The sequence below is a fragment of the Azoarcus taiwanensis genome (genome assembly GCF_012910885.1).
GTDB classification, from domain to species: Bacteria; Pseudomonadota; Gammaproteobacteria; order Burkholderiales; family Rhodocyclaceae; genus Azoarcus_F; species Azoarcus_F taiwanensis.
In genome coordinates, this window is sequence record NZ_WTVM01000070.1 from 1 (window position 1) to 21,452 (window position 21,452).

Below are 21,452 nucleotides of genomic sequence, written 5' to 3' on the forward strand. Positions count from 1 at the left end.
TGTGAATGTTTCAACACCATCACTTTGGCACATCGATGCCGTCAGGTAACGTGAGGGCTCCTCTCTGCTGAACCCCTGCAGCCTCACACCACCCCAGAGGGGAGGGAGGCGTCCATTACATCTCCCACAGGTAATGGACACATACCCGGCTACAGCGCCGCCACAGCTTGTGGGAGCGCCCGCGCGTGAGTTCGCCGCGGCTGCGAATCGGCACCGCTAAACCCGCATGCGGTATCATTTTCGATTCCGCAACAAACGCGAGAATGCCTCATGACCGACCCGGTGCGCATTTATCACAATCCGTGCTGCTCCAAGAGCCGCTCGGCCTGCGCGATCGTCGCTGAGAAGGGGATCCATGCCGAGATCGTGGAGTATCTGAAGTCGCCGCCGTCCCGCGAAGAACTCGTCGCCCTGATCGCCAAGCTCGGGCTCCCACCAGGCGATATCGTCCGTACCAACGAAATCATCTTCAAGAACGAGTACCACGGCCGCGAGATGAGTGACGATGACTGGATCGACGCAATGATCGCCCACCCGATCCTGATCGAACGTCCCATCGTGGTCGTCGGTGACCGCGCAGTCGTCGCCCGTCCGCCCGAACGTGTCCTCGAACTGCTCTGATACGCTGAACCGATGAAAAAAAAGAAATCCCATACACCCGCCCGAGATGCTGTCGCGGAACGGGTTCGCCGACGTGACCGTCGCATGCTGATACGCGGTGCAATCGCCCTTGCAGTCGCAGTACCGCTGGCCGCCATTGGCGTTGCACAGTACAACCGCCGCGCCGCAGCGCGCTACGACCTGCGCGTAGTCGGCAACGGCACCCCCACTGCGGTGCTGGTCATCGACCGCGGCAGCCGGGACGCCACAGAGCTCCGCAACCGTTTCGACAGCCTGCGGCGAGAGTTCGAGCCTGCAGTGCAGTTCCGTATCGCCGACCTTGGCACGCCCGACGGCGCGGTCTTTGCGAGTCGTCACCAAGTGCCCTCCTTGAGCGTGCTGCTGTTCGCCGCCGACGGCCGCCTGCGCAACACCCTGACCGGCCTGCAGGAACGGCAAGTGCTTGCGGATGCCATCCGCAGCAGCTTCCCGGCCGCACGACCACGAAGCTAACGAAGCGCTGATCTATTCCCCACCGTTCCGGCTGAGCCTGTCGAAGCCCTTCACTTTTCGAGGAATGCCCCCTTCGGCAAGGCTCTCCTGAGCGCAACCGAAGGGCTCAGGACGAACGGAGTTGGCCGAACTCGGGCGGCATCCGATGGTCTCACCGGCACAACAACGGAGAGACGCCATGAACCCCTTTACCCGCTTTTTCGCGGCGCTGCTGATTGCAGCGCCTGTCGCGACTGCCGGCGCCGACCAACCCGACACGTCCGCCCTCTTCGACCACGAGCTCAGGCGTCTGCATTCGCCCGAAATCGTGAACCTGCGCGAACGCTTGGCCGGGCAACCGTTGCTCGTCATCAACACCGCCAGCCATTGCGGCTATACCGGCCAGTTCGGCGGGCTCGAAGAGTTGCACCAGCGCTATCGCGATGCCGGACTCAAGGTCGTCGGTTTCCCGTCGAACGACTTCAATCAGGAGTCGGACGACGAAGCAGTCACCGCCCGCGTGTGCTTCGAAAACTTTGGCGTGAGCTTCGACATGTTCGCCCCGGTCGGCGTTCGTGGCGAGGATGCCCACCCGATCTTCCGCGAACTCGCCCGCCAGTCCGAGGCGCCGCGCTGGAACTTTCACAAGTATGTGGTCGATCGCGATGGCCGCGTCGTTGCCCACTTTCCGAGCCGCGTCGGACCCAACTCGCGTGACCTTCAGCGCGCGATAGAAAGCGTGCTCTGATCAACCGGGCTGTGCCACGGTGGTGCCCTCGCCGCGCCGCTGGCGCTGGCGCCACGCAATCCAGCCGATCAGCATCACTGCAGGTACAAAGATCCATTCCTTGGGTGCCCGGCCCGAAGGCACTTTGACAGCGACCAGTTCAAAACCGGGCTCGATATCGAGCCGCGCTGCCTGACTGCGCGGGCGCACCAGATCGACATGCAGGCGGTCATCGTCGCCTTCACTCATACTCAGGCCCAGCTCATTCAGTCTCAGCTTTGCCGACGCCGCATCCTCACCGAGAGTGAACAACACCGTGCGTTCAACCTCCCGGCCGCCGAGAAGCGTGCCCTCGAAGACAGCGCGTAGCGGTGTGCCGGGTGCAGCCTCGACAATCGCCTGCATCGCCGGCTCACCCGACAGCAACGCATAGGGTGCCTTGATGCGGTCCATGAACAGGCCGGGGTGGAACAGCATGATCGTCGCCAGCAGGAGCAGCAGGCGCTCCCACCAGAGATTTCGTGTCAGGAACCAGTTCTGATTCACCGTGATGAACACCAGGCCAGCCAGGGTCGCACTCGTCAGGGTGATGAGCGTGTGGCCTATTCCATGCACGCCGATCAGTAACAGTTGCGGATTGAACACGAACATGAAAGGCACCAGCGCCATGCGCATCATGTAGCGGAACGCCACCACGCCGGTACGGATCGGATTGGCCCCGGCGATGCTCGCAGCGGCATACGACGCCAGCCCCACGGGCGGCAGGATGTCCGCGAGCAGACCGAAATAGAAGACGAATAGATGCGCGGCGATCAGCGGCACCGCGAGGCCGTTCTGGGCGCCAACCGCGACAATCACCGGCGCCATCAGCGTCGACACTACGATGTAGTTCGCCGTGGTCGGCAGCCCGACCCCTATCACCAGGCAGATCATCGCCACCATTACCAGCATCAGCAGCACGTTGCCGCGCGACAGGGTCTCGACCACCTCGGTCATCACCAGCCCGACACCGCTCAGCGTGACCGTGCCGACGATGATGCCGGCCGTCGCCGTGGCGACCGCAACCACCACCATGTTGCGCGCACCGACAATCAGGCCGGCGCGCAACTCCCCGATACCCTGTCGGAACGCCGCGCCGATTTCTGACCCGCGCCTGCCAAACAAGGCCAGCAACGGGCGCTGGGTCAGCACGACGACGATGAGAAAGAGCACTGCCCAGAAGGCCGCCCGGCCTGGAGACACCCGCTCCACCACCAGCAGCCACACCAGCAGGCCCACCGGCAGCAGAAAATGGAGTCCGGACTTGAGCGTCGGACCTATGGGCGGCGCCCGCAGCACCGGCGCATCCAGCTCTTCGGGCGACAGCACATGGCGTGAGGCGATCCGCAACGTGACGAGATAGGCGATTACGAGAAATCCGGTCATCGCCCATGGCGAGTGCTCGGGCAACAAAGCCGCCACCGCAGACGACAAGGCCACCAGCAGGGCGACCACCAGAGCTGCAGCCAGCACCCCCGCAACCAGACGCCTCGCAGTGGAATGCCAGCCATGCCCCGGCTCGTGCGGCAAGCCGCGAAAGCCCGCCTTCACCGCTTCCAGATGGACGATGTAGAGCAAGCCAAGGTAGGAGATCAACGCCGAGTTCAGTGCATGTCTGAGCACATCGAGATAGGGGATCCCGACGTACTCCACCATCAGAAAGGCAGCGGCCCCCATGACCGGCGGCATCACCTGACCGTTGACCGACGAGGCCACCTCGATCGCGGCGGCCTTTTCCGGCGGATAGCCCACCCGCTTGATCAGCGGAATCGTCAACGGCCCGGAGGTGACGATGTTGGTGATCGACGAACCCGACACCAGACCAGTCGCCGCCGACACGCCGACGGCTGCCTTGGCCGGCCCGCCCCGCGCATGGCCAGCGAGCGACAGCGCACTGCGAACGAAATAGGTGCCAGCGCCAGCGGCATCGAGCAGGCTGCCGAAGACCACGAACAAGAAGATGAAGCCGGCCGACACTGCGAGCGCGACTCCGAACACGCCTTCGGTCGACAGCCACAAATGCCCCATCGCCCGGTTGAGCGAAGCGCCCTTGTGCGCAATCAGATCTGGCGCGAACGCGCCGAAGAAGAGGTATGCCAGCATCGCCAGCGCGAGCAGCACCATGGGCAGGCCGAGCACCCGGCGTGTCGCCTCGAGCAGCATCGCGATACCGCAAACCGCGACGACCACGAACCACCACGCCGGGTCACCCGGAATCGCATGGATCGCGCGATTGAACAGAAACAACTGGGCCGCAGCGAACGCCGCCAGAAATGCAACCGCAAGCCCGAGCGGCGACAGACGCTCGGGAGGGCTCGCCCCCCGTCGCCCCGGAAAGCATACGTAGGCGAGCAAGAGCGCGAAGGCCAGGTGCAGCGACCGGACACGCCCATCACCGAAGACCAGCCATCCTGTCATCAGCGGCAGCGGAGATGCCACCCAGAACTGGAACGCGCACCAGGTGAGCGCAACGGCCACCACCAGACGCTCGCGCTCGACGCCCAGCGCGATGAAGGTACGCCATTGGTCGCGCAACCGCTCGATCATCGCTGCGCGTCCGCCGACGTCATCGTTCGATCCGGTAGATCAGGTCGCCTCCCTGTGCGACCGGGCTGGAGACGATCTCCAGATCAAGAAAGCGGTTGATGCGGTACTCGGTGACGAAGCGGCCGACACCATCGAAAACACCCACTGCATAGCGCACCAGCAGCCGCGAGCTTAGGCGTTTGCCGATCGTGAGCTGGGTGCCGGCGAAGCCATCGCCCGCATCGAGACCAAACTCGTCGAAGCCAACGGTCTGGCCGATGTCACGCATGATCTCGTCACCCTGCGATACACCAAGACCAGCCAGCGCGTTGATGAGCAGCGTCGCATCCGCACCGGTTGTGCCGGCCGACAAAAGCCGCCCGGTCAGCAACAGGCTGAGCGCGTCGCTCTCGGGCAGCGCGGGGATTGAGAACACCTGACTGCGCGGATTCATCAGCGTGCCGCGAATCTCGAGTCCGGCCTGATATTCGCCCACGGTACGCGAAGCCCGCACGTCCAGCCCCGGGTCGTCGAGCGGACCATTGAAGCTCAATCGCCCCTGATCCACCGCGAGATTCTGCCCGTAGGCGCTGTAGCGCCCGTCACGAAGATCCACTTCGCCGAAGGCCGCGATCGGCGCGGTTTCGTCGCCGCGCACGCGGATCTGTCCGCTGAGCCCGGTCGAGAATCCCATGCCCTCCATGCTCACGCGGTCACCGAGCACGATATCCAGATCGGTGCGCACCGCGTAGGCAGGCGCCGCCGGCTCGGTCGCGCCGGCCAGCACCAGGTCCGGCGACTCGCTCACCGAACCTTCGGGCAGGGTATGCACCCTTACCGCGACCAGCGGCAACTCGACCCGTCCGCTGACGACGGCCGAACGGCTGTCGGCCCGCACCCTCAGCGCCGGGCTCACGTCGAGGTCGATCTCGGGCGTGCGCATCAGCCCCAACGCGTCGCCATCGATGCTCAGCGCGACATTCCAGTCCGGCATGCTTGCGCTGCCCTCACCTGCTATCTGCAACTCGCCATGCTCCCGCCCGGCGAGCCGTCCGGAAGCCGCGATCGTCTGGCTCTCGTCGATGGTGGCGACCAGCGCACCTTCGACGAAACTCACGCCCGCCATCGGCACGGTGACCGCGACATCCTCAATGCGCAACTCGCCGACCGGGATCGCCGCGTCGAGCGTGCCAGCGAGCGCCACCTCTGCCTGCGCGCGACCGGTGAGATCGGTGATCTCGGGCACGAAGGCCTGCACCCAGCCGATATCGTCCATGACGAAACCGATCCGCCCCGACAGCGGCCCCTGCTCCGCGAGCACCGCCTGGACGTCTCCATCCAGCCGGCCATAGCGCGGCAGGTTGGCGCCGAGCCGCACCTGCATGCGCTCACCCGCCACACGCACATCGACTGCAACATCGCGGTACTCGATGCTGATCGATTCATCGACCAGACCGGAGAACAGCATCACGTCGTCGGCCAGTTCAACCCGGGCTTCGGCGTCGACACGCTCCCCGATGCGCGCATCAGCACTGAAACGCATCGTACCGGGCAACTCAAGCTCCGGTGGCAACCACTCGCGAGCAAGGGCCAGGGCCAACGAACCCTCGGCCTCGGCTCGTATCGGCCGGTCGCCGCTACGCGCGGCATTCATGCACAGACGCCCCAGCTGCGCGGATTCGGCCAGGCACAGGGAACCCAGCGAGAAATCCGCGCCCACCAGCGACACCGCTGCCGGCGACTCCAGCGCCCAGCTTCCCAGCAAGGTGTCGGCAAGCGAGAGCGCATTGAGGCGACCGCGCCAGCCGCTTTCACCGACCAAACCCCCATCGACCGCCAGATTGACACGTCCATGTCCGGTGACCGCGTCCAGTCGCGCCTCATGCGCCCCCATCGTGCCCGATGCTCGCAGCTCGGCCTCGCTCACGGTTTCGCCAGCGACCTGAAGATCGGCAAGCTGCGCGCTCACCGCCACCCGTTCTTCACGCAGCTCAGCCCGCAGATCGAGGCGCGCCAGCGCCAGCATGTCGTCAAACTGCAGGTTGCGGGCCGCGAGCGTTGCATCGACCCGCGGTGCCGATAGCGTCCCGCCGATCTCGCCACCTGCCTCGACCGCGCCGGCCAGCACGATGCCGAGCTGTGGCAGCAGCGGTAATGCTTCAAGCGCGGGCAGCGCCAGCTCGAACGAGAGATCGAAAGGCGGTGTCACCTGACCGGAGAACACGACCCGATTGGCGCCCAGGGCAATCTCGGCCGGCGACACCCGAACCGTCTCGCCCGCGAGCGTTGCCTGGGCCTGCCCGGCGATGGCCTGGCCGTCGATGTTGCCACGCAGCCGTGCCAAGGCCACCTCACCGAAAGCCGCTCCTTCGCGCAGTTCGCCGCGGCTGGTGAGGTCGAATCCCACCGATCCGCTCGGCGTAGGTTGCACATGCTCGGAGAGCAAACCCAGGTTGGCCTCATCCAGCGACAGCCGCACATTCCAGGCCATCGGCTCACCCAAGCGCAGTTCTCCCTCGCCAGCGAGTTGAGCACCGAGCACGCGACCGGAAAAGTCGTCGATCCGGATCTGCTCGAGATCACCGCTGACCAGCAGGCGCATGGCTTCGAAGCTCACACCGGCCACCTCGCCGGCCAGGTCTTCAAGACGGGTCGAATGTGTGAGCGCTCCGGCATCATCCAGCACGCCTTCGCTTTCGAGCCCGAAACCCAGCTTCCCGGCAGCCGCCCCGGCGAACGCCCCCGGATCGAGTTCCCAACCGATGGCCGAGAGCCTCCACCCGATGCCCTCACCCCACTGGGCCGAACCGGACGCGCTCAGCTCGCCGCCAAGTAGCCGGGCCGAGAAGGCCTTGATTTCGGCATGGTCCAGCCCGCCGCCCACCTCCAGCAGCACCTCTCTCAGCGCAACACCGGCCGCGGTCACCGATGCATCGGACAAGCGGGTTTCGTGGCTCAGGCGCCCCTCACCATCCAGCAGACCCTGCGACGTCAGATCAAACGCAAGCGGTCCTTCGATCGCCTCGACCAGCTCGCCGAGTTGCAGACCGCGTGCGCTCGCCTGCAGAGCCCAGCTCAGCGCATCCGCCCAGCCCACGTCGCCCTGCAGAGTCAGACTGCCGTCCAACGTTTCGACGACGAGTTGCTCGATCCGGGCCGACTCGAAGCCGTGAGTCACCTCGAAGCGCGCACTCGCCGACGGCAGTTCAGAAGCGGTCCACACCAGCTCGCCGGCACTGGTCAGCTCGGCAAGCGGGCCGGACGAGGAAAGCGCCAGTTCGGCCCGCCCTTGCTCCACCGTGGCGTTGCCACGCACCGACAGGCTCAACAAATGGGGCTGCGCGAGCCCGAGCCTCGCCTCGACAGCAAGCTGCGCCCGAGCCGGTGCATCCAGCGCAAGCTCGAGCGTGACAAGCTCGACCGCGTCGGCATCCGCCTTAGCCCCCAGTCGCAATTCGTCCAGCACCAGCGGGTCAGCATCTGGCCCGGTGATCACGGTCAGGCGCTGCACCAGCACCTCGTCGACGCGAATCGCAAGCGGCAGCCTCGGCAACATCGCCTCGAGATCGAACTCGCCGCGGGCATCCGGCTCGGCTTCGGTCGCCGGAAGCACCAGCCTGCCACCAGCCAGACCGACCCGGGGCACATGCAGTTCGCCAGCCATCAAGGCCGGCCAGGCGACCTCCAGCCACAAGCGCTCGGCTTCGAACTCCAGGCCCTCGTCGGCATAGCGCAACTGCTCGAGCTCGAGCCCGCGCCAGACGCTACCCGACGCCCGCTCCAAGGTCAGTTGCGGCGCCACACCCTGCGCACGATCGAGCGCGAAGCGCGCGCCGGACTCGGTGCCGAGCAGCCAACCGACGAAGCCGGCCACGAGCAACAGCACCAGCACTCCCCCCAGCAACACCCGGCGCAGAATACGGACTGCCTTGCCTGCCATGCTCAGAACTCCGCCCCGATGCCGAGATGCACACGTGGCGAACGGCTTGTGCCGTTGAACGGCACCGCCACATCGACCCGCACCATGCCGATCGGCGAGCGCCAGCGCACGCCAACGCCCGCTCCGGTCTTGAGCGCCATGTCACGGAAGCTGTCGAAGGCGTTGCCGACATCGACGAAGGCGGCACCGAACCAATCATTGCCGACGATCGGATGCATGGCCTCGACGCTCATCACGACCAGATGGCGCCCACCAACCACCTTGTCCTCTGCATTGCGCGGGCCAAGGCTCTCGAAGGCATAGCCGCGAACCGAGTTGTCGCCGCCAGCAAAAAAGCGCAGCGACTTGGGCAGTTCAGTGAAATCGGATGTCCAGGTGGTGCCGAACTCACCACGCGCCTTGAGGATCGACCTGCCCAAGGGATACGCGAAAGCGCCTTTCACATTGGCCTGTGTCAACGAGGCCGAACTCATCAGGGATTCAGCCGCACCCTGCAGTTTCAGGGTGAAGGAGTGACCCCGCGTCGGGAACAGCGGATCATCGAGTTGACGATGTCCGAGCCGGACACCTGCGAGCAGGAAGTTGCTCGAGCGCTGCGGCTCGTTGCCGAAGGTCGTTCGCTCATACACATATTCGGTGAACAACGCCTGGCTCCAGTCGCCGCGCTGGCGTGAATACTGTGCCCCAGCGGTACCCGAATTGGCGACGATGGCGTTGTTGTCCTCACGCTGCAAACGGGCGTAGACATCGAGGCTGTCGGTCAGCGGATTGCGCTGCGGAATCGAGTAGACCGTGTCGATGGACTGGATGCGCTGCGACAAACCGACCCCGGCACGCCACTTGTGACCGCGGCGATTAACCCGACGGCGATCGACGTCCGCGCGCACCCGCGCGCCTGTGTCGGTGCCAAAACCGACGCGAAACTCGTACGCAGTTCGCGCCCGCTCGGTGAGCAACACGTCCACTGGCACTATCTCGTCGCTGCGGGCGTCGATATCCGGCCGCACACGCACGTCGGCAAAATAGCCGCTAGCCGCCAGATTGCTGGAGATCAGCGCCAGTCGATCGCTGCTGTAGGGGTCGCCTTCGGCGACCGGCATCAGGCGGTTGAAGAAGCGCGGCTCGAGAATCCGCTGATCGGCGCGGATCTCACCGAAGTGATAACGCGCACCGGACTCCAGCACCAACGTCACCCGGGCAATGTTCTGTTCAGGATCCACCCAGAGCTCGCGCTCGACGTAGCGGGCATCGAGATAGCCGCGAGCTCGGGCACGACTGATGAGGTCGTCGCGGGCGCTGTCGTACACGCCCTGGTCGAGCTCGTCTCCCACGCGAAGTCGCAAACCCTCGCGAAAACGCACGGCAGATGGATCGTCATCAAAGGGCCCCACGATACGGATATCCACCCGATCCAGCCGCACCGCGGGTCCAGCCTCGATCGCGATCACGAGCTTCGGACAGACACCGGTCACATCGACGCGGGTGTCAACCTGCGCATTGAAATGCCCCAGCGCTCGCAACGCGGACAGCGCACGACGCTCGGCATCGCGCAGATAGGACTGAAGCCGCGCCCGGGGCGCGTCGCACGCCATCTCGGGGGTCGGCACGGTGTTGCGTACATTGGTGAGCAGGCGACCTTCATCGAGGCCGCGAATAACGAGGGACACGTCTTCAGCCAGCGCAGCCAAGGGAAGCGACAGCGCCATCGCAAGCAAACCCGCCCGGATGCCGACACCACCCAGTTCGACAATTCGAGGGTGGCGTGCAACGCGGCTGAAAGATTTGCTGTCAGGCATCAAGAGACTGTCGTCAAGGATTCATCTTCGCTGGAAGGCAATTGTAACGTGCGGGCCGACTTTGGCTTGTCATCAAGCGTCTCCGAGGTGCCAAAATCAAATCGACACACCCAAGCGCTTCGGGTTCGCCCTTCGCGGCTCACGCCACTCCCACAAGCAATGGACACGCACTTGGCAACGCCACCCCCACTAACCGTGGGAGCGGCGCAAGCCGCGAATCCGCGCGAACCGCTGCAAGAACGTCAAACACTGTTGCTGCAACGCAACAATCCGGTCAGCAATCATCAGAAGCCACCACTTCACCTAAAACAACCCGGCAGCAAATCCGGTATTTAGGTACACTCGGGGGTCAAGTCGTCACTCTGACGCTTCGCACTGCGGATTCCCGCATATGCCCCTTTCTCCCCGGCGTTCATCTCCACCCCTTCAGCGCTTGCAACGCATGTCGCGCGTGACCTCGCCTTTTCCGGTTTCCAGCATTACATGACTACGACCATCGAATCCTTCCAGCAACTCGGTCTCGCCGATCCGCTCCTGCGCGCGCTCGCCGAGGTCGGTTACGAAACCCCCTCCCCCATCCAGGCTGCCTGCATTCCGCCGTTGATGGAGGGCCACGACATTCTCGGTGAGGCTCAGACCGGCACTGGCAAGACCGCCGCCTTCGCGCTGCCGCTGCTGCACCGCATCGACCTGTCTCGTCACAACCCGCAGGTGTTGGTGCTCGCGCCCACTCGCGAACTCGCGATTCAGGTTTCCGAGGCGTTCCAGCGCTACGCGCACCACATGCCGGGCTTCCATGTGCTGCCGCTGTACGGCGGACAGAGCATGGTCGTGCAGCTTCGTCAGCTCAAGCGCGGCGCCCATGTCATCGTCGGCACCCCTGGCCGCGTGATGGACCACATCGAGCGCAAGAGCCTGGTGCTCGAAGATCTCTCCGCCCTGGTGCTGGACGAGGCCGACGAGATGCTGCGCATGGGCTTCATCGACGACGTGGAGTGGATTCTCGAACACACCCCGGCCGAACGGCAGACCGCGCTGTTCTCGGCCACCATGCCGGACCCGATCCGGCGCGTTGCACACCGCTACCTGCGCGATCCCCGCGAAATCAAGATCCGCGCCGCCACGACCACCGTCTCGACCATCAACCAGCGCTATCTGCAGGTCAATGGCGGACACAAACTCGAGGCACTCACCCGCATTCTCGAGGTCGAGGACGACCTCGACGCTGCGATCATCTTCGTGCGCACCAAGACTGCCACCGTCGAACTCGCCGACAAGCTCGAAGCCCGCGGCTACTCCGCTGCAGCGCTCAACGGCGACATGACCCAGCAACTGCGCGAGCGCGTGGTCGAACAGCTCAAGCGCGGCAGCCTCGACGTGGTCATCGCCACCGACGTCGCCGCCCGAGGTCTCGATGTACCGCGCATCACCCACGTCATCAACTATGACGTGCCCTACGACACCGAAGCCTACGTCCACCGCATTGGCCGCACCGGCCGCGCTGGCCGTACCGGCACCGCCATCCTCTTCATCACGCCGCGTGAAATCCGCATGCTCAAGGTCATCGAGCGCGCCACCCGGCAGAAGATCACCCCCCAGCCGCTGCCCTCGCGCGAGGCGGTGGCCGACCGTCGCGTCGCCCAGTTCCGCCAGCAGGTCGAGGAAGTCATCGCCAGCGAGGATCTCAGCTTCTTCATGGACGTCGTGGCCGAGTTCGAGAACAGCGGTAGCGAGTTGCACGAAGTCGCCGCCGCACTGGCGTTTCTCGCCCAGCGCGAGCGTCCCCTGCGCATGGCCGCCTCACATGGCCCGGATATCGCCGTCAGCGCCGGTCGGCCAGAGCGTGGCGAGCGGCCGCAGCGCGATGAGCGTCCGGCTCGCCCCGAGCGTTCGGACCGCTTCGAGCGCAGTGAGCGCCCGCCGCGTGAGAACCGCCCCGAGATCCTCGAACGCCGCCGCGACTACTCCGAAGGCCGGCTCGCCCGCTATCGAATCGAAGTCGGCCGCGAGCACGCAGTCACCCCCAAGGACATCGTCGGCGCCATCGCCAACGAAGCCGGTATCGAAAGCCGCTACATCGGCCAGATCAACCTCTACGACGACTTCTCGGTAGTCGAACTGCCCGACAACCTGCCGCCCGAGATCCTCGGCGTGCTGCGCAAGGTTCGCGTGCGCCAGCAAAAGCTCGACATCAAGCCCTTCGAAGGCCATATCGCCGCTCGTCCCGCTCCGCAAAAGCGCTCGCCCAAGCCGGACTTTGCCCCGCGCAAACCCGCCGGCAAGTTCGCCCGCGACGACCGTCCTCCGCGCAAGGACTTCAAATCCGGCAAGCCTCCCAAGCGCTGAGCACCACCCGGGCAGGCTGCTACAATTCGCAGCCTGCTCCCGCCGGGGTGGTGGAATTGGTATACACAGCGGACTTAAAATCTGCCGGCGCAAGCCTTACGGGTTCGAGTCCCGTCCTCGGCACCACTGACACCTATGCCGCTCTCAGGTTCGTGAGCGTTTCGGTTTGACCAAGCTCTTTCGAATCTGATGACGAGTCACGGCTTGCACAAGCCGAAACACTGCACGCGAAATCGCTCAACGCGATGCCTGCGCCCCTCTCGTGCTCTGCACGCCCTGATCGTCCCGACTCGTGGCCCGGCAACCCTCGCAGCGCAGAGCCCCTCTCGGCAGCATCAAAAAAGACACGGAAACATCTAGGGTTTCCCCGCGAAAGCCAAACGGCTCCAGCCTGGGCATACCATTCTCATGCACGCGGTCGTTGCGTCCTCCCGGCGCGTACTCTACAACTGAAGCAAGGAAGCCTGAGCCTTTCAGCGCAAGCGCGCCACCTGCAACCGGGAGGGTATGCAATGACGATTCAGATTGACGGTCAATCGAAGCGGATCGGGTTGGCGTTGTCGGGCGGCGGGTTTCGCGCCTCGGCGTTCCATCTCGGCGTATTCCGCAAGCTCCATCGAATGGGTTTGTTGTGGAAGCTCGACCTTCTGAGCTGCGTGAGCGGCGGCAGCATCGCCGGCGCTTTTCTGGCCTGCCACTGGGGCGAGGATGACGCACTGGACAAGCTTGAGCGCTATCTCGCAAGCACGTCGATCGCGGTCTCCTCCGTCATCGGCGGCGTGCTCGACCCCTTCCACAGCCGTCTCGACAAGCTCGCGGCAAGCTACGAACGCGACCTCTACGGCAAGCGCTCGCTCGGCTCGCTGAGCGCTGGGCCGCGCCTGTACATCAACTCGACCAACCTCGCGACGGGCAACATGTTCTTCTTCGTCACTGGCGGCAATCTGCCTGCGGAGATGGGCGAATGGGAGCTGGGTACCATCAAGGCTCCAGACTTCAGGTTGAGTCGTGCAGTCGCTGCTTCGTCGGCATTCCCGCCGGTATTCCCACCGCTACGTGTGGACCAGGGCGAATATCCCGCTGCCGGCGTCGAATACGTAACGCTTTCCGACGGTGGCGTCTATGACAACCTCGGTGTCAATCCGCTGCTGCGTGGGCGCAACGGGCTCGACTATGTGATCGTCAGCGATGCGGGCAAACCATTCAGCATCAACGAGCAACCCACCGAGGCCGGCTCGGTGGTGCTGATTGCCGCCATCGACATCTTGATGGAGCAGGTCCGCGGCCTCCAGTTCAAACGACTGGAACTCAATGCGGCCAAACCCGGCGGCGCCAAACCGGCATGGTTTTCGATCGACAGCGATGAAGGCGAAGTACAGGCAGGCGATGCGGTATTCGCGTCGTCGATCCGGACCAATCTGAGGAAGCTCGCCCCCGCTGAGATCGACGTACTGACCCGACACGCAGGCGCGTTGCTCACCCACCGCTTGCAGACCTACATGCCCGAATTGCTCCGCGCCTGAGCTGTCTGGCGCGATCGACTGCACAAGCGGACTCTGCGCACCATCCGGCCAAGCCCGCAGGAGGGACCAAGATGGACGACGATTTCGACTCTTCCCTCGTCGACCCACTGCTCGAGTTCGCCCACGCCTGTACCGAGCCCCGGGTCCGCCTCGCCGTTCTGGACGCGGCCACACATTTTCCGCTCGACCCGCGGCAATGGCATGCGACAGCCGACGCCGTGTGGGAGATTGTGGAGTCCGAACCCGCGGCCTCGCCCGCCCGTCGCGACGCGCTCGCATTCGCGGCAAGGGTGCCGCTGCGCAGCCTGCGCGAGCAACTGCGCCAGCTCGCAGACACCCCCGACGAACCCGACGCCGACGTTGTCGCCCAGAGCTTGGCAGAGTCCGGCGACCCAAGCCGCATCGCGCCACTGCTGACCGAGCTGGCGAGCGGCCAAACTGGCCATTTCCGCGCACTCGCGGCCATGCCGCTGGAGGACAACGGCGTTGCGCCCGCAGACCTCCCTTCCCCTGTGGCTCGGGATGAGGATGACACACGCTTTTGGCGGGCCTTGTGCCTCGCGCGATTGGGCGACTACTCCGCGCTGGATGAGATCTTCACGCGCGACGAGAATGTGCCTCCCCTGTTCTGGGGGTCGCCGTGGGCCGCCCACGCCGAAATCACCACGATCCGCCCGATCCCGGCACCGATGCGCGACCATCTGCTTGCAGCCCTGGCGCTGGTCGATGCCGACGAAGCCGCAGGGCGGATCAGCGGTGCTGCGGCGCGCGCACTGCGCATCACTGCGTGGGCGGCGACCGGCATCGCGAACGCCGAAGGCAGCGCGGTGGAACCGCCACATCCGCCCCGCCCTGTGAGCCTGCCACCCGAGTTCGACCCACCCGAGAAGGCGGCCGAACTCGCAGCGCGTCAGGTGCACGACGACGCGCCACGCTTCGACGACGCCCAGATCGGATGGATGATCGCACGTGAGTCGGCGCGCAAATTCATCCCGGCCCTGCTTCGTCTCGCGCGCCCCGAGTTGGCCACGGTCGCACGCACTCGCCTGCTGCGGCTGATTGCCCATGCGGTGGACGCCCAGACCGGTCGCGCCTTTTCGCCGTATCGTGGCGCGGGCCCCAGCACGAGTACCGGCGAACGCCTGACACTGATTGACGACTATCCTGGCGCTCTGGTGCAGGCTGCTCAGCGACTTGGACTCAGGGTTGTTGAGGATCTGCAGGAAAAGCCCGCTCGTGAGGACTCAGAAGGCGCATCAGGATTGGACTATTCGGGTTGCATGGTTGACATGGATCATGGCGGAGCGCCCGTTTCACAAAGCGTCGCCGCCGGCCATGTCGCCTCTATGGAGACTGCCCACACCAGCCCATCCGACGACCTGGACGAGCGCCGCGTCAACGCCCTGCTGCTGCACGAGGAGCGCTCCCACCACTACTTCGTCGCCGGGGCTTCCAACACCGTGCGCTGCTGGATCGGCCTGCCGCAACCCGGCATCCCGACCGCCAACGCCACCGTTCAACAGATAAAGCTGCCGCCTGAGGGCCTGGAGCTGGTCGTGGAACTGTGCTGGATCGGCAAGCGCGACGGCCAGCCCGACCGCCACGGCAACGGGCCGGCCGACCGCCTGCATATTCCGGCCAAACGCACGGCACGCAGCGAGGACTGCGATCTCACTTTCGACGTTCCGGCCGACATCGACCGCCTGGAGGCGGACATCGTCTTCACCTTCATGGGCAAGGTATTCGAGGCCGTCCGCCTGAGCGCGCCGGTGCTGCCGGCCGGCACCGCGGACGACGGGCTGGCCGCGCCGTCGATCGAGGTGCAGTTCGGCCAGCGCGAAGTGATCCGCCTGCAAGAGCGCACGCCGATCAGCGCCACGCTCACCTTCGGGCCCGGATATATGCGGATGTTCGACGGCAGCGGCGGCAAGATCTTCGACCTCGGCAATACGACGCCGCTCACCAACTTTCTCAACGAGCAACTGTTCCTCAAGGAAACCTCGCTGGTGCGACGCCGCAGCCAGCAAGGCCTGCAGGAAGGAGAGGCCTTGCTCGACGTCGATGATCCGGACGTAATCGAGCTGTTCTGCAACCTGGCCCGGCACGGTGCCGCCCTGTACCAGCAGCTCCGCGGCCAGGGTTTCAGCGACCCGGGCGATCGAATCCAGCTCATCAACAAGGACGAGAGCCAGCACGTACCGCTCGAGTTCGTCTATGACCGCGGCTTCCCGAAGATGGGCGCGCGCTTCTGCAGCGGCTGGCATGAGGCCCTGGCCGGCGACGGCAGTCGCTGCCCGAGCTGCGATGCAGCTGGCGGAGCTGCACAGGCCAGCTGGAGCGAGACGATCTGCCCGCTTGGCTTCTGGGCCATCCGCAAGGTCATCGAGCGCTTCGACAGCACGCACATGCATGACCTGTCGCTACCTGCCTGGCGCCGGCGCGATCTGCGTCCGCTGGACGCCGCGCTGTGCGCGAGCACCGACCGCGTCCCGGCAGAGGCGCGCGCCGCGCTGAGCGAGGCGCTCACAGGCCACATTGCATCGCCCACCATTGCCGCCGACTGGGACGAGTGGGAACGCGTGATTGCAGAGAAGAGCCCACCGCTACTGATCCTGCTCGCCCATCACGATCTCGACGCCGGCCTCGACTATCTGGAGATCGGCGACAAGGCGCTCGACGAACACCGGCGCTGGCGCTTCCGCCCACAACTCAACGAGTCGCTGATCAATCCAGCGGCCATCGAACCCGGCCCCATCGTGCTCCTGCTCGGCTGCATGACCGCCACCGACGTCGCCGAGACCGGCTACCGCAGCCTCGCCGACAACTTCAAGCATTTCCACGCCAGCCTCGTACTGGGCACGATGGCCAAGGTGCTCGGCCGCCATGCCGGTCCGCTCGCATGCGAACTGCTCGCCGAACTCTCGGCCGTCGACACGCCGGATGCTGATTTTGGCAGCGTACTGCGTCGTGTGCGGCGGCGAATGCTGGCACATGGCTTCCTGATGGTGCTTGCCCTGGTCGCCATGGGCGACGCCGAATGGCACTTGCCGGCACGCCGTCAACCAGTCCCGCCCCACTGATTCCGGAGGCGCGCACCATGCTCCGCATAGAGATGCTTCCTGCCGCGCACGGCGACTGCCTGTGGATCGAATATGGCAGCGGCACCGCCGTTCATCGTCTTCTCATCGACGGCGGTCCGGCACACACCTATCCCGCGTTGCGCGAGCGTATCCTGCATCTGCCCGCCGATGATCGGCATTTCGATCTACTGGTGATCACCCATGTGGATGCCGACCACATCGAAGGCGTGATCCGCCTGCTGCTTGACGCGGAAGCGCTGCATTGCCGCTTCGACCGCATCTGGTTCAATGGCCGAGACCAGCTCAATGCAGTACCCGACGCTGCAGGCGAAGCTCTCGGTGCGCTGCAGGGCGAGATCCTCGGCGTTTTGATCGCAGACTACGAGTCCCGCACCGGGACCGAGGTCTGGAATCTTGGCTTCGATGACGCCCTGGCCGCGATCGACCGCACGAAAGCCACTCTGCCGGCAGTCAATCTCCCGGGCGACTGCCGGCTCACCCTGCTCTCCCCGGACCACGAACGCCTGCTGTTCCTCAAGGATCGCTGGAAGAAGGAACTCGACCGAGCCGGCGTCGCCTCAGGCGATGTTGCCGCCTTGCGCGCCCGACTCGCCGCCAGCCGAAGCCTGCGCCCACTCGGCGACGTGCTCGGCGTCGAAGACGACGAAGACGCAATGGCAGGCCGTCACGAGCTGCCCGAGGACGACGATAGCGACCTGCGCACCAATCTGGAGGACACGCTCGGTCGTGGCGACGGCGAAGCCGGTGCCGACGCCCCCTTTGGCAACGACACCAGCGCCGCCAACGGCAGCAGCATCGCGCTGCTGCTCGAATATCCCGCTACATCGCCGGAAGTCCGCCTGCTCCTGGCCGGCGACGCCTGGCCCGCCGTGCTAGAAACCTCGCTGACCACACTTCTTGCCTCCCCAGGGGGTCGCCTCTCCATCGACGTCTTCAAACTGCCCCACCACGGCAGCGTCGCCAACCTCAGCGCCGGCCTTCTCGAGCGCCTGCGCTGCCGCCACTACCTCGTGTCGACCAGCGGAGCGTTATTCCGCCATCCGCACAAGCGCGCGCTCGACCTGCTGCTCGCACATCACGCCGGGCCAGCGCGACCAAGCCTGCACTTCAACTATCTCACCTGCTCAACTGCTCCGTGGAGCGACCAGGCCGATCAAGCGAATCGCGGCTACCGCGCCGCACACCCGAAGGGCCAATCGCTGTCGCTGTGAGCAATCCGACGCCTTCTAGGCGATCTGCGACGTCGCCGGGGCGTTAGACACGGCTGCAACAGGGACGCATAGGCTCGACAGCATCGACAAAGCCGCCGCGCGGCGAGCAGCTCGCCAAAGCAACTCGGGCTACCTCAAGCAATAGTTGAGATAGCCCGACATAGACCGCATTGAGCGATTCTTCATTCGCTGCAGGCGCACACAAATGACTATCCCAGCCATTGCGCCCGCCCACAAACGCCGATCTACGCCATTGGCGGCGTACCTTCAGCGTTTGACACAATCGCGTCAATCTGGACTCGCGCATCCATAGGCAAGGCCGACACGCCCACTACCCGTCGCGCTGGAATACCGCCCGGGAAGAAGCCTTGATACACATCGTTTACCGCATCAACGTCAGCGATATCCCTGATGAAGATATTCACCTTGACCACATCCTCCATCACGTGACCAATGCTTTCAACGATCTCCTTAATGTGCGTCAAGCACTGCTTCGCTTGCTCCTCTACGCCGCCAGCCACGAGTTTTCCTGTGCTCGTGTCGATCGGCAATTGCGCAGAAATATTATTGTAGTGAGAGAAAGCCACTGTCTGTGTGGATAGCGGGCACTTCGGAGCGCGATCGGTATTGTTCGGCTCCACGATGATGCCGTGCCTGTCCTCGACCGCCTGCGGCGGCGTACCGTCTCCATGCGACACCACTGCCTCGATCTGCACCAGAGCATGCATCGGCAGCGCCGCCACCTCGACCACCGTTCGCGCCGGCATATACGCTACCGCTCTGGCAATCGCCGAGTCGGGAAAGAACCGTTTATACACTTCGTTGACTGCATCGATATCCGCAATATTCTTGAGGAATACATTGACCTTGACGATATCGTCAAACGGAACATCGATGCTTTCCAGAATTGCCTTGATATTAGACAGACACTGTGCAGCCTGTTCCTTGACGCCACCCACTACCAATTGACCCGATTTAGGATCGACCGGCAACTGAGCCGAAAGGTTGTTGTAGTGGGAAAATGCCACGGTTTGCGTGGACAAGGGGTCCATCGGCGCATTCGCCGTGTTATTCACAAGTTTGATGAGATCGCCCGCCTGCGGAGCATTCGGAATCGTTCCTACGCCGTTTGACAGAAGTGCTTCAACTTGCACCAGGGCATTCATCGGCAAAGCGGCAACCGCAACCACCGTTCGTGTCGGCACATAGGTGGTGAAGAAGGTCTTGTAGACCTCGTCCACTGCTTCGACATCCTTGATGTTCTTTACGAACACGGTGATTCTGACGACATCGCTCATGCCATGATCGATGCTTTCCACAATTGCCTTGATGTTTTCAAAGCACTGTTGGGCTTGCTCCCTTATACCGCCGGCCACCAATTCGCCTGATTTTGGATCGATAGGCAATTGAGCCGAAAGATTATTGTAATGAGAGAAAGCAACCGTCTGTGAGCAGAATGGATCTATTGGTGCCCGTTCCGTATTTCTTGCCAATACAGCGTTATTACCGCTCATGCAAAAAACCTCCTTTATAGTGCGCCAAAAAAATTCCTGCGATCGAAATCGCATGACTTTTTTCCCGTGCCGGATTCTTTTGTGTTTCTCCTGTCTTCCGGGAAGACCACACTATACCCGTTTATTACATTTTGACCACCACGAATAACCCGATGTTTAGCGCGAATGCTGCAACACAAGAAAATGGCGCCACATGCTATTTTTTCTCTGCCGGAAACACTCTTTCTAAGCCACAAATGGTCGCCACGCGAGGCCCAGTGATAGCCGAGCCCTTACGCCCGTGGCTCGGCGCCGACGACTTCCCGCCACTGGGAGAGCCCTTTCACTTTGTCTCCGAGCCACACGCAGCCGCCGTGGGCATACCAGCGATTGAAGCTGCACAGACCAAGAGTAGCGCGTCGCCCCGAAGGCAGTTCGTCTTGCGACCAGTTTGAGTGGCTACGCCTTCGCCCGCTTCCTATCCAATCGCGGACGGCGTCAGACCGGCCACCGCAGTAGCGTCACGACCAGTACGACCACGCCAAGACCGAGGTTGATCGAGACCCACTTTCGAATCTGTGCCTGAACTGCACCACCGGCGCTCCACTCGGCAGCGGCAACGAAGCGGCCAAGCCTTTTGTAAAGGACAAATCGAATGTGCCCAAAAATCAAGACCATCGCGACGCCAAGCACCACCATGATCGTCCAGAACAATGGCATCTCGAAGCTACCACCGGCTTGCACCACCTGCTTGGCCACTCGACCCAGCATCCACACGCCGGTAACCAATGTCAGCAACGAGGCTGCAAGCACCGCCTGAAAGAAGCGACCGAGCACATCATGCATCAGTCGTAGTCGCACCGCTGGCTCGAGTTCAGCAACCGCTGGGCGCAGAAAGAAGTGCGAAAACACCATGCCACCGATCCACACGATGATAGCCAGCACATGAAGGGCTTTCAGAGTTGAGTAGAGCATCTTCGTTCCTACACGAGGGGGTCAGGCCTAGCAATGTAGCAAATACTTCAACGCTAGGCCTGACCTCAAATTGGATTGTGTGTGATCCCAGATTGTGTGAATTCAGCGCATTGCGCCGATGGCAAGTCGCCTCATTTCGTCCCCACCCTGCAGCACTTGGGGCGAGCACGGCACTCGTGTGAATATCGTTTGACATGACAAACAGTACTTTCTCGAAGGCTGGCATGGCGATTGACTGGGGTGCAGCAAGACCACGTGTGCCGGTGCGCTCGTACTCTACCAGTATGACGTGCTGCTATCATCCGACATGCCTGGTCCACCAAACACCGACACCACAGCGAAGCATCGACACCGGCCACGGACCGCGACACGCAGTGCGGGAGGAATCGCTCATGAGCCTGATATCGCTATCGACAGCCTCGCTGGAGGGAAACGACAAACTCGACCAAGCGATCGACTGCTATACGCGCATCGGCCAGATTGCGGTTGATCCGGCCGGCAAGCAGGATTTTGCCTGCGAGGCGCGCTTTTACAGCAGCTCGTTGATGACGGTGGGCAGGATCGACGTGAGTGCCTGCCAGGCGACGCGCAGCGATGTCCATGCCACCGAGGATGGGGGCTTTGCAGTGTTGGGGATTGCGTGCGGCACCGAGGTGACTGTGGATCTCAAGGGGCGCAGGGCG

Annotated in this window: 13 protein-coding genes and 1 tRNA gene; 9 read left to right on the forward strand and 5 right to left on the reverse strand. The window is 63.8% G+C overall.

Annotated elements, in window-relative coordinates; translation table 11 throughout:
• Positions 1-270 precede the first annotated feature (270 nt).
• The 3 genes from arsC (at position 271) to GPA21_RS12165 (ending at position 1,840) form a co-directional block, all read left to right on the forward strand.
• On the forward strand, positions 271-621 hold the full coding sequence (gene arsC, locus GPA21_RS12155) for an arsenate reductase (glutaredoxin) (RefSeq protein WP_168988418.1): 351 nt from the start codon (positions 271-273) through the stop codon (positions 619-621).
• Between the two features lie 84 nt (positions 622-705).
• Positions 706-1,113 (forward strand): hypothetical protein, encoded by a 408-nt coding sequence (locus tag GPA21_RS12160; protein ID WP_168988419.1) that lies wholly within the window; start codon positions 706-708, stop codon positions 1,111-1,113.
• 178 nt (positions 1,114-1,291) lie between these two features.
• Positions 1,292-1,840: a glutathione peroxidase gene (locus tag GPA21_RS12165; RefSeq protein ID WP_168988420.1), complete on the forward strand. Its 549-nt coding sequence runs from the start codon at positions 1,292-1,294 to the stop codon at positions 1,838-1,840.
• On the opposite strand, the gene GPA21_RS12170 is transcribed toward GPA21_RS12165, so the two are convergent.
• Genes GPA21_RS12170 through GPA21_RS12180 form a run of 3 tightly spaced genes read right to left on the reverse strand, consistent with a single transcriptional unit; the run spans position 1,841 to position 10,120 of the window.
• Complete coding sequence (locus GPA21_RS12170; RefSeq protein ID WP_168988421.1) at positions 1,841-4,405, reverse strand: TRAP transporter permease; 2,565 nt, start codon at positions 4,403-4,405, stop codon at positions 1,841-1,843.
• 19 nt (positions 4,406-4,424) lie between these two features.
• Entirely contained in the window at positions 4,425-8,324 is a 3,900-nt protein-coding gene (locus GPA21_RS12175; protein WP_168988422.1) for a translocation/assembly module TamB domain-containing protein, read from the reverse strand.
• 2 nt (positions 8,325-8,326) lie between these two features.
• Positions 8,327-10,120 carry an autotransporter assembly complex protein TamA gene (locus GPA21_RS12180; RefSeq protein ID WP_168988423.1) on the reverse strand — a complete coding sequence of 598 codons (1,794 nt, stop codon included), beginning with the start codon at positions 10,118-10,120 and terminating at the stop codon, positions 8,327-8,329.
• Between the two features lie 483 nt (positions 10,121-10,603).
• Here GPA21_RS12180 and GPA21_RS12185 point away from each other — a divergent pair, with 483 nt between their 5' ends.
• The 5 genes from GPA21_RS12185 (at position 10,604) to GPA21_RS12205 (ending at position 18,301) form a co-directional block, all read left to right on the forward strand.
• Positions 10,604-12,466, forward strand: coding sequence for a DEAD/DEAH box helicase (locus tag GPA21_RS12185; protein WP_168988424.1), 1,863 nt, complete (start codon positions 10,604-10,606; stop codon positions 12,464-12,466).
• Positions 12,467-12,507: 41 nt separating this feature from the next.
• Positions 12,508-12,592, forward strand: a tRNA-Leu gene (locus GPA21_RS12190).
• A gap of 386 nt (positions 12,593-12,978) precedes the next feature.
• Positions 12,979-13,989, forward strand: coding sequence for a patatin-like phospholipase family protein (locus GPA21_RS12195; RefSeq protein WP_168988425.1), 1,011 nt, complete (start codon positions 12,979-12,981; stop codon positions 13,987-13,989).
• 71 nt (positions 13,990-14,060) lie between these two features.
• A complete protein-coding gene (locus GPA21_RS12200; RefSeq protein WP_168988426.1) occupies positions 14,061-17,069 on the forward strand; it encodes a hypothetical protein in 3,009 nt (1,002 codons plus the stop codon).
• A gap of 17 nt (positions 17,070-17,086) precedes the next feature.
• Positions 17,087-18,301: a ComEC/Rec2 family competence protein gene (locus GPA21_RS12205; protein ID WP_168988427.1), complete on the forward strand. Its 1,215-nt coding sequence runs from the start codon at positions 17,087-17,089 to the stop codon at positions 18,299-18,301.
• 245 nt (positions 18,302-18,546) lie between these two features.
• Here the strand turns inward: GPA21_RS12205 and GPA21_RS12210 are convergent, their stop codons facing one another.
• Entirely contained in the window at positions 18,547-19,815 is a 1,269-nt protein-coding gene (locus GPA21_RS12210; RefSeq protein ID WP_168988428.1) for a RidA family protein, read from the reverse strand.
• A 477-nt stretch (positions 19,816-20,292) separates the two neighbouring features.
• Positions 20,293-20,769: a CopD family protein gene (locus tag GPA21_RS12215; RefSeq protein WP_168988429.1), complete on the reverse strand. Its 477-nt coding sequence runs from the start codon at positions 20,767-20,769 to the stop codon at positions 20,293-20,295.
• Between the two features lie 392 nt (positions 20,770-21,161).
• Between GPA21_RS12215 and GPA21_RS12220 the strand changes: the two genes are divergently transcribed.
• Positions 21,162-21,452, forward strand: a 291-nt coding sequence (locus GPA21_RS12220) for a hypothetical protein (RefSeq protein ID WP_168988430.1), incomplete at its 3' end; no start/stop codon positions are given.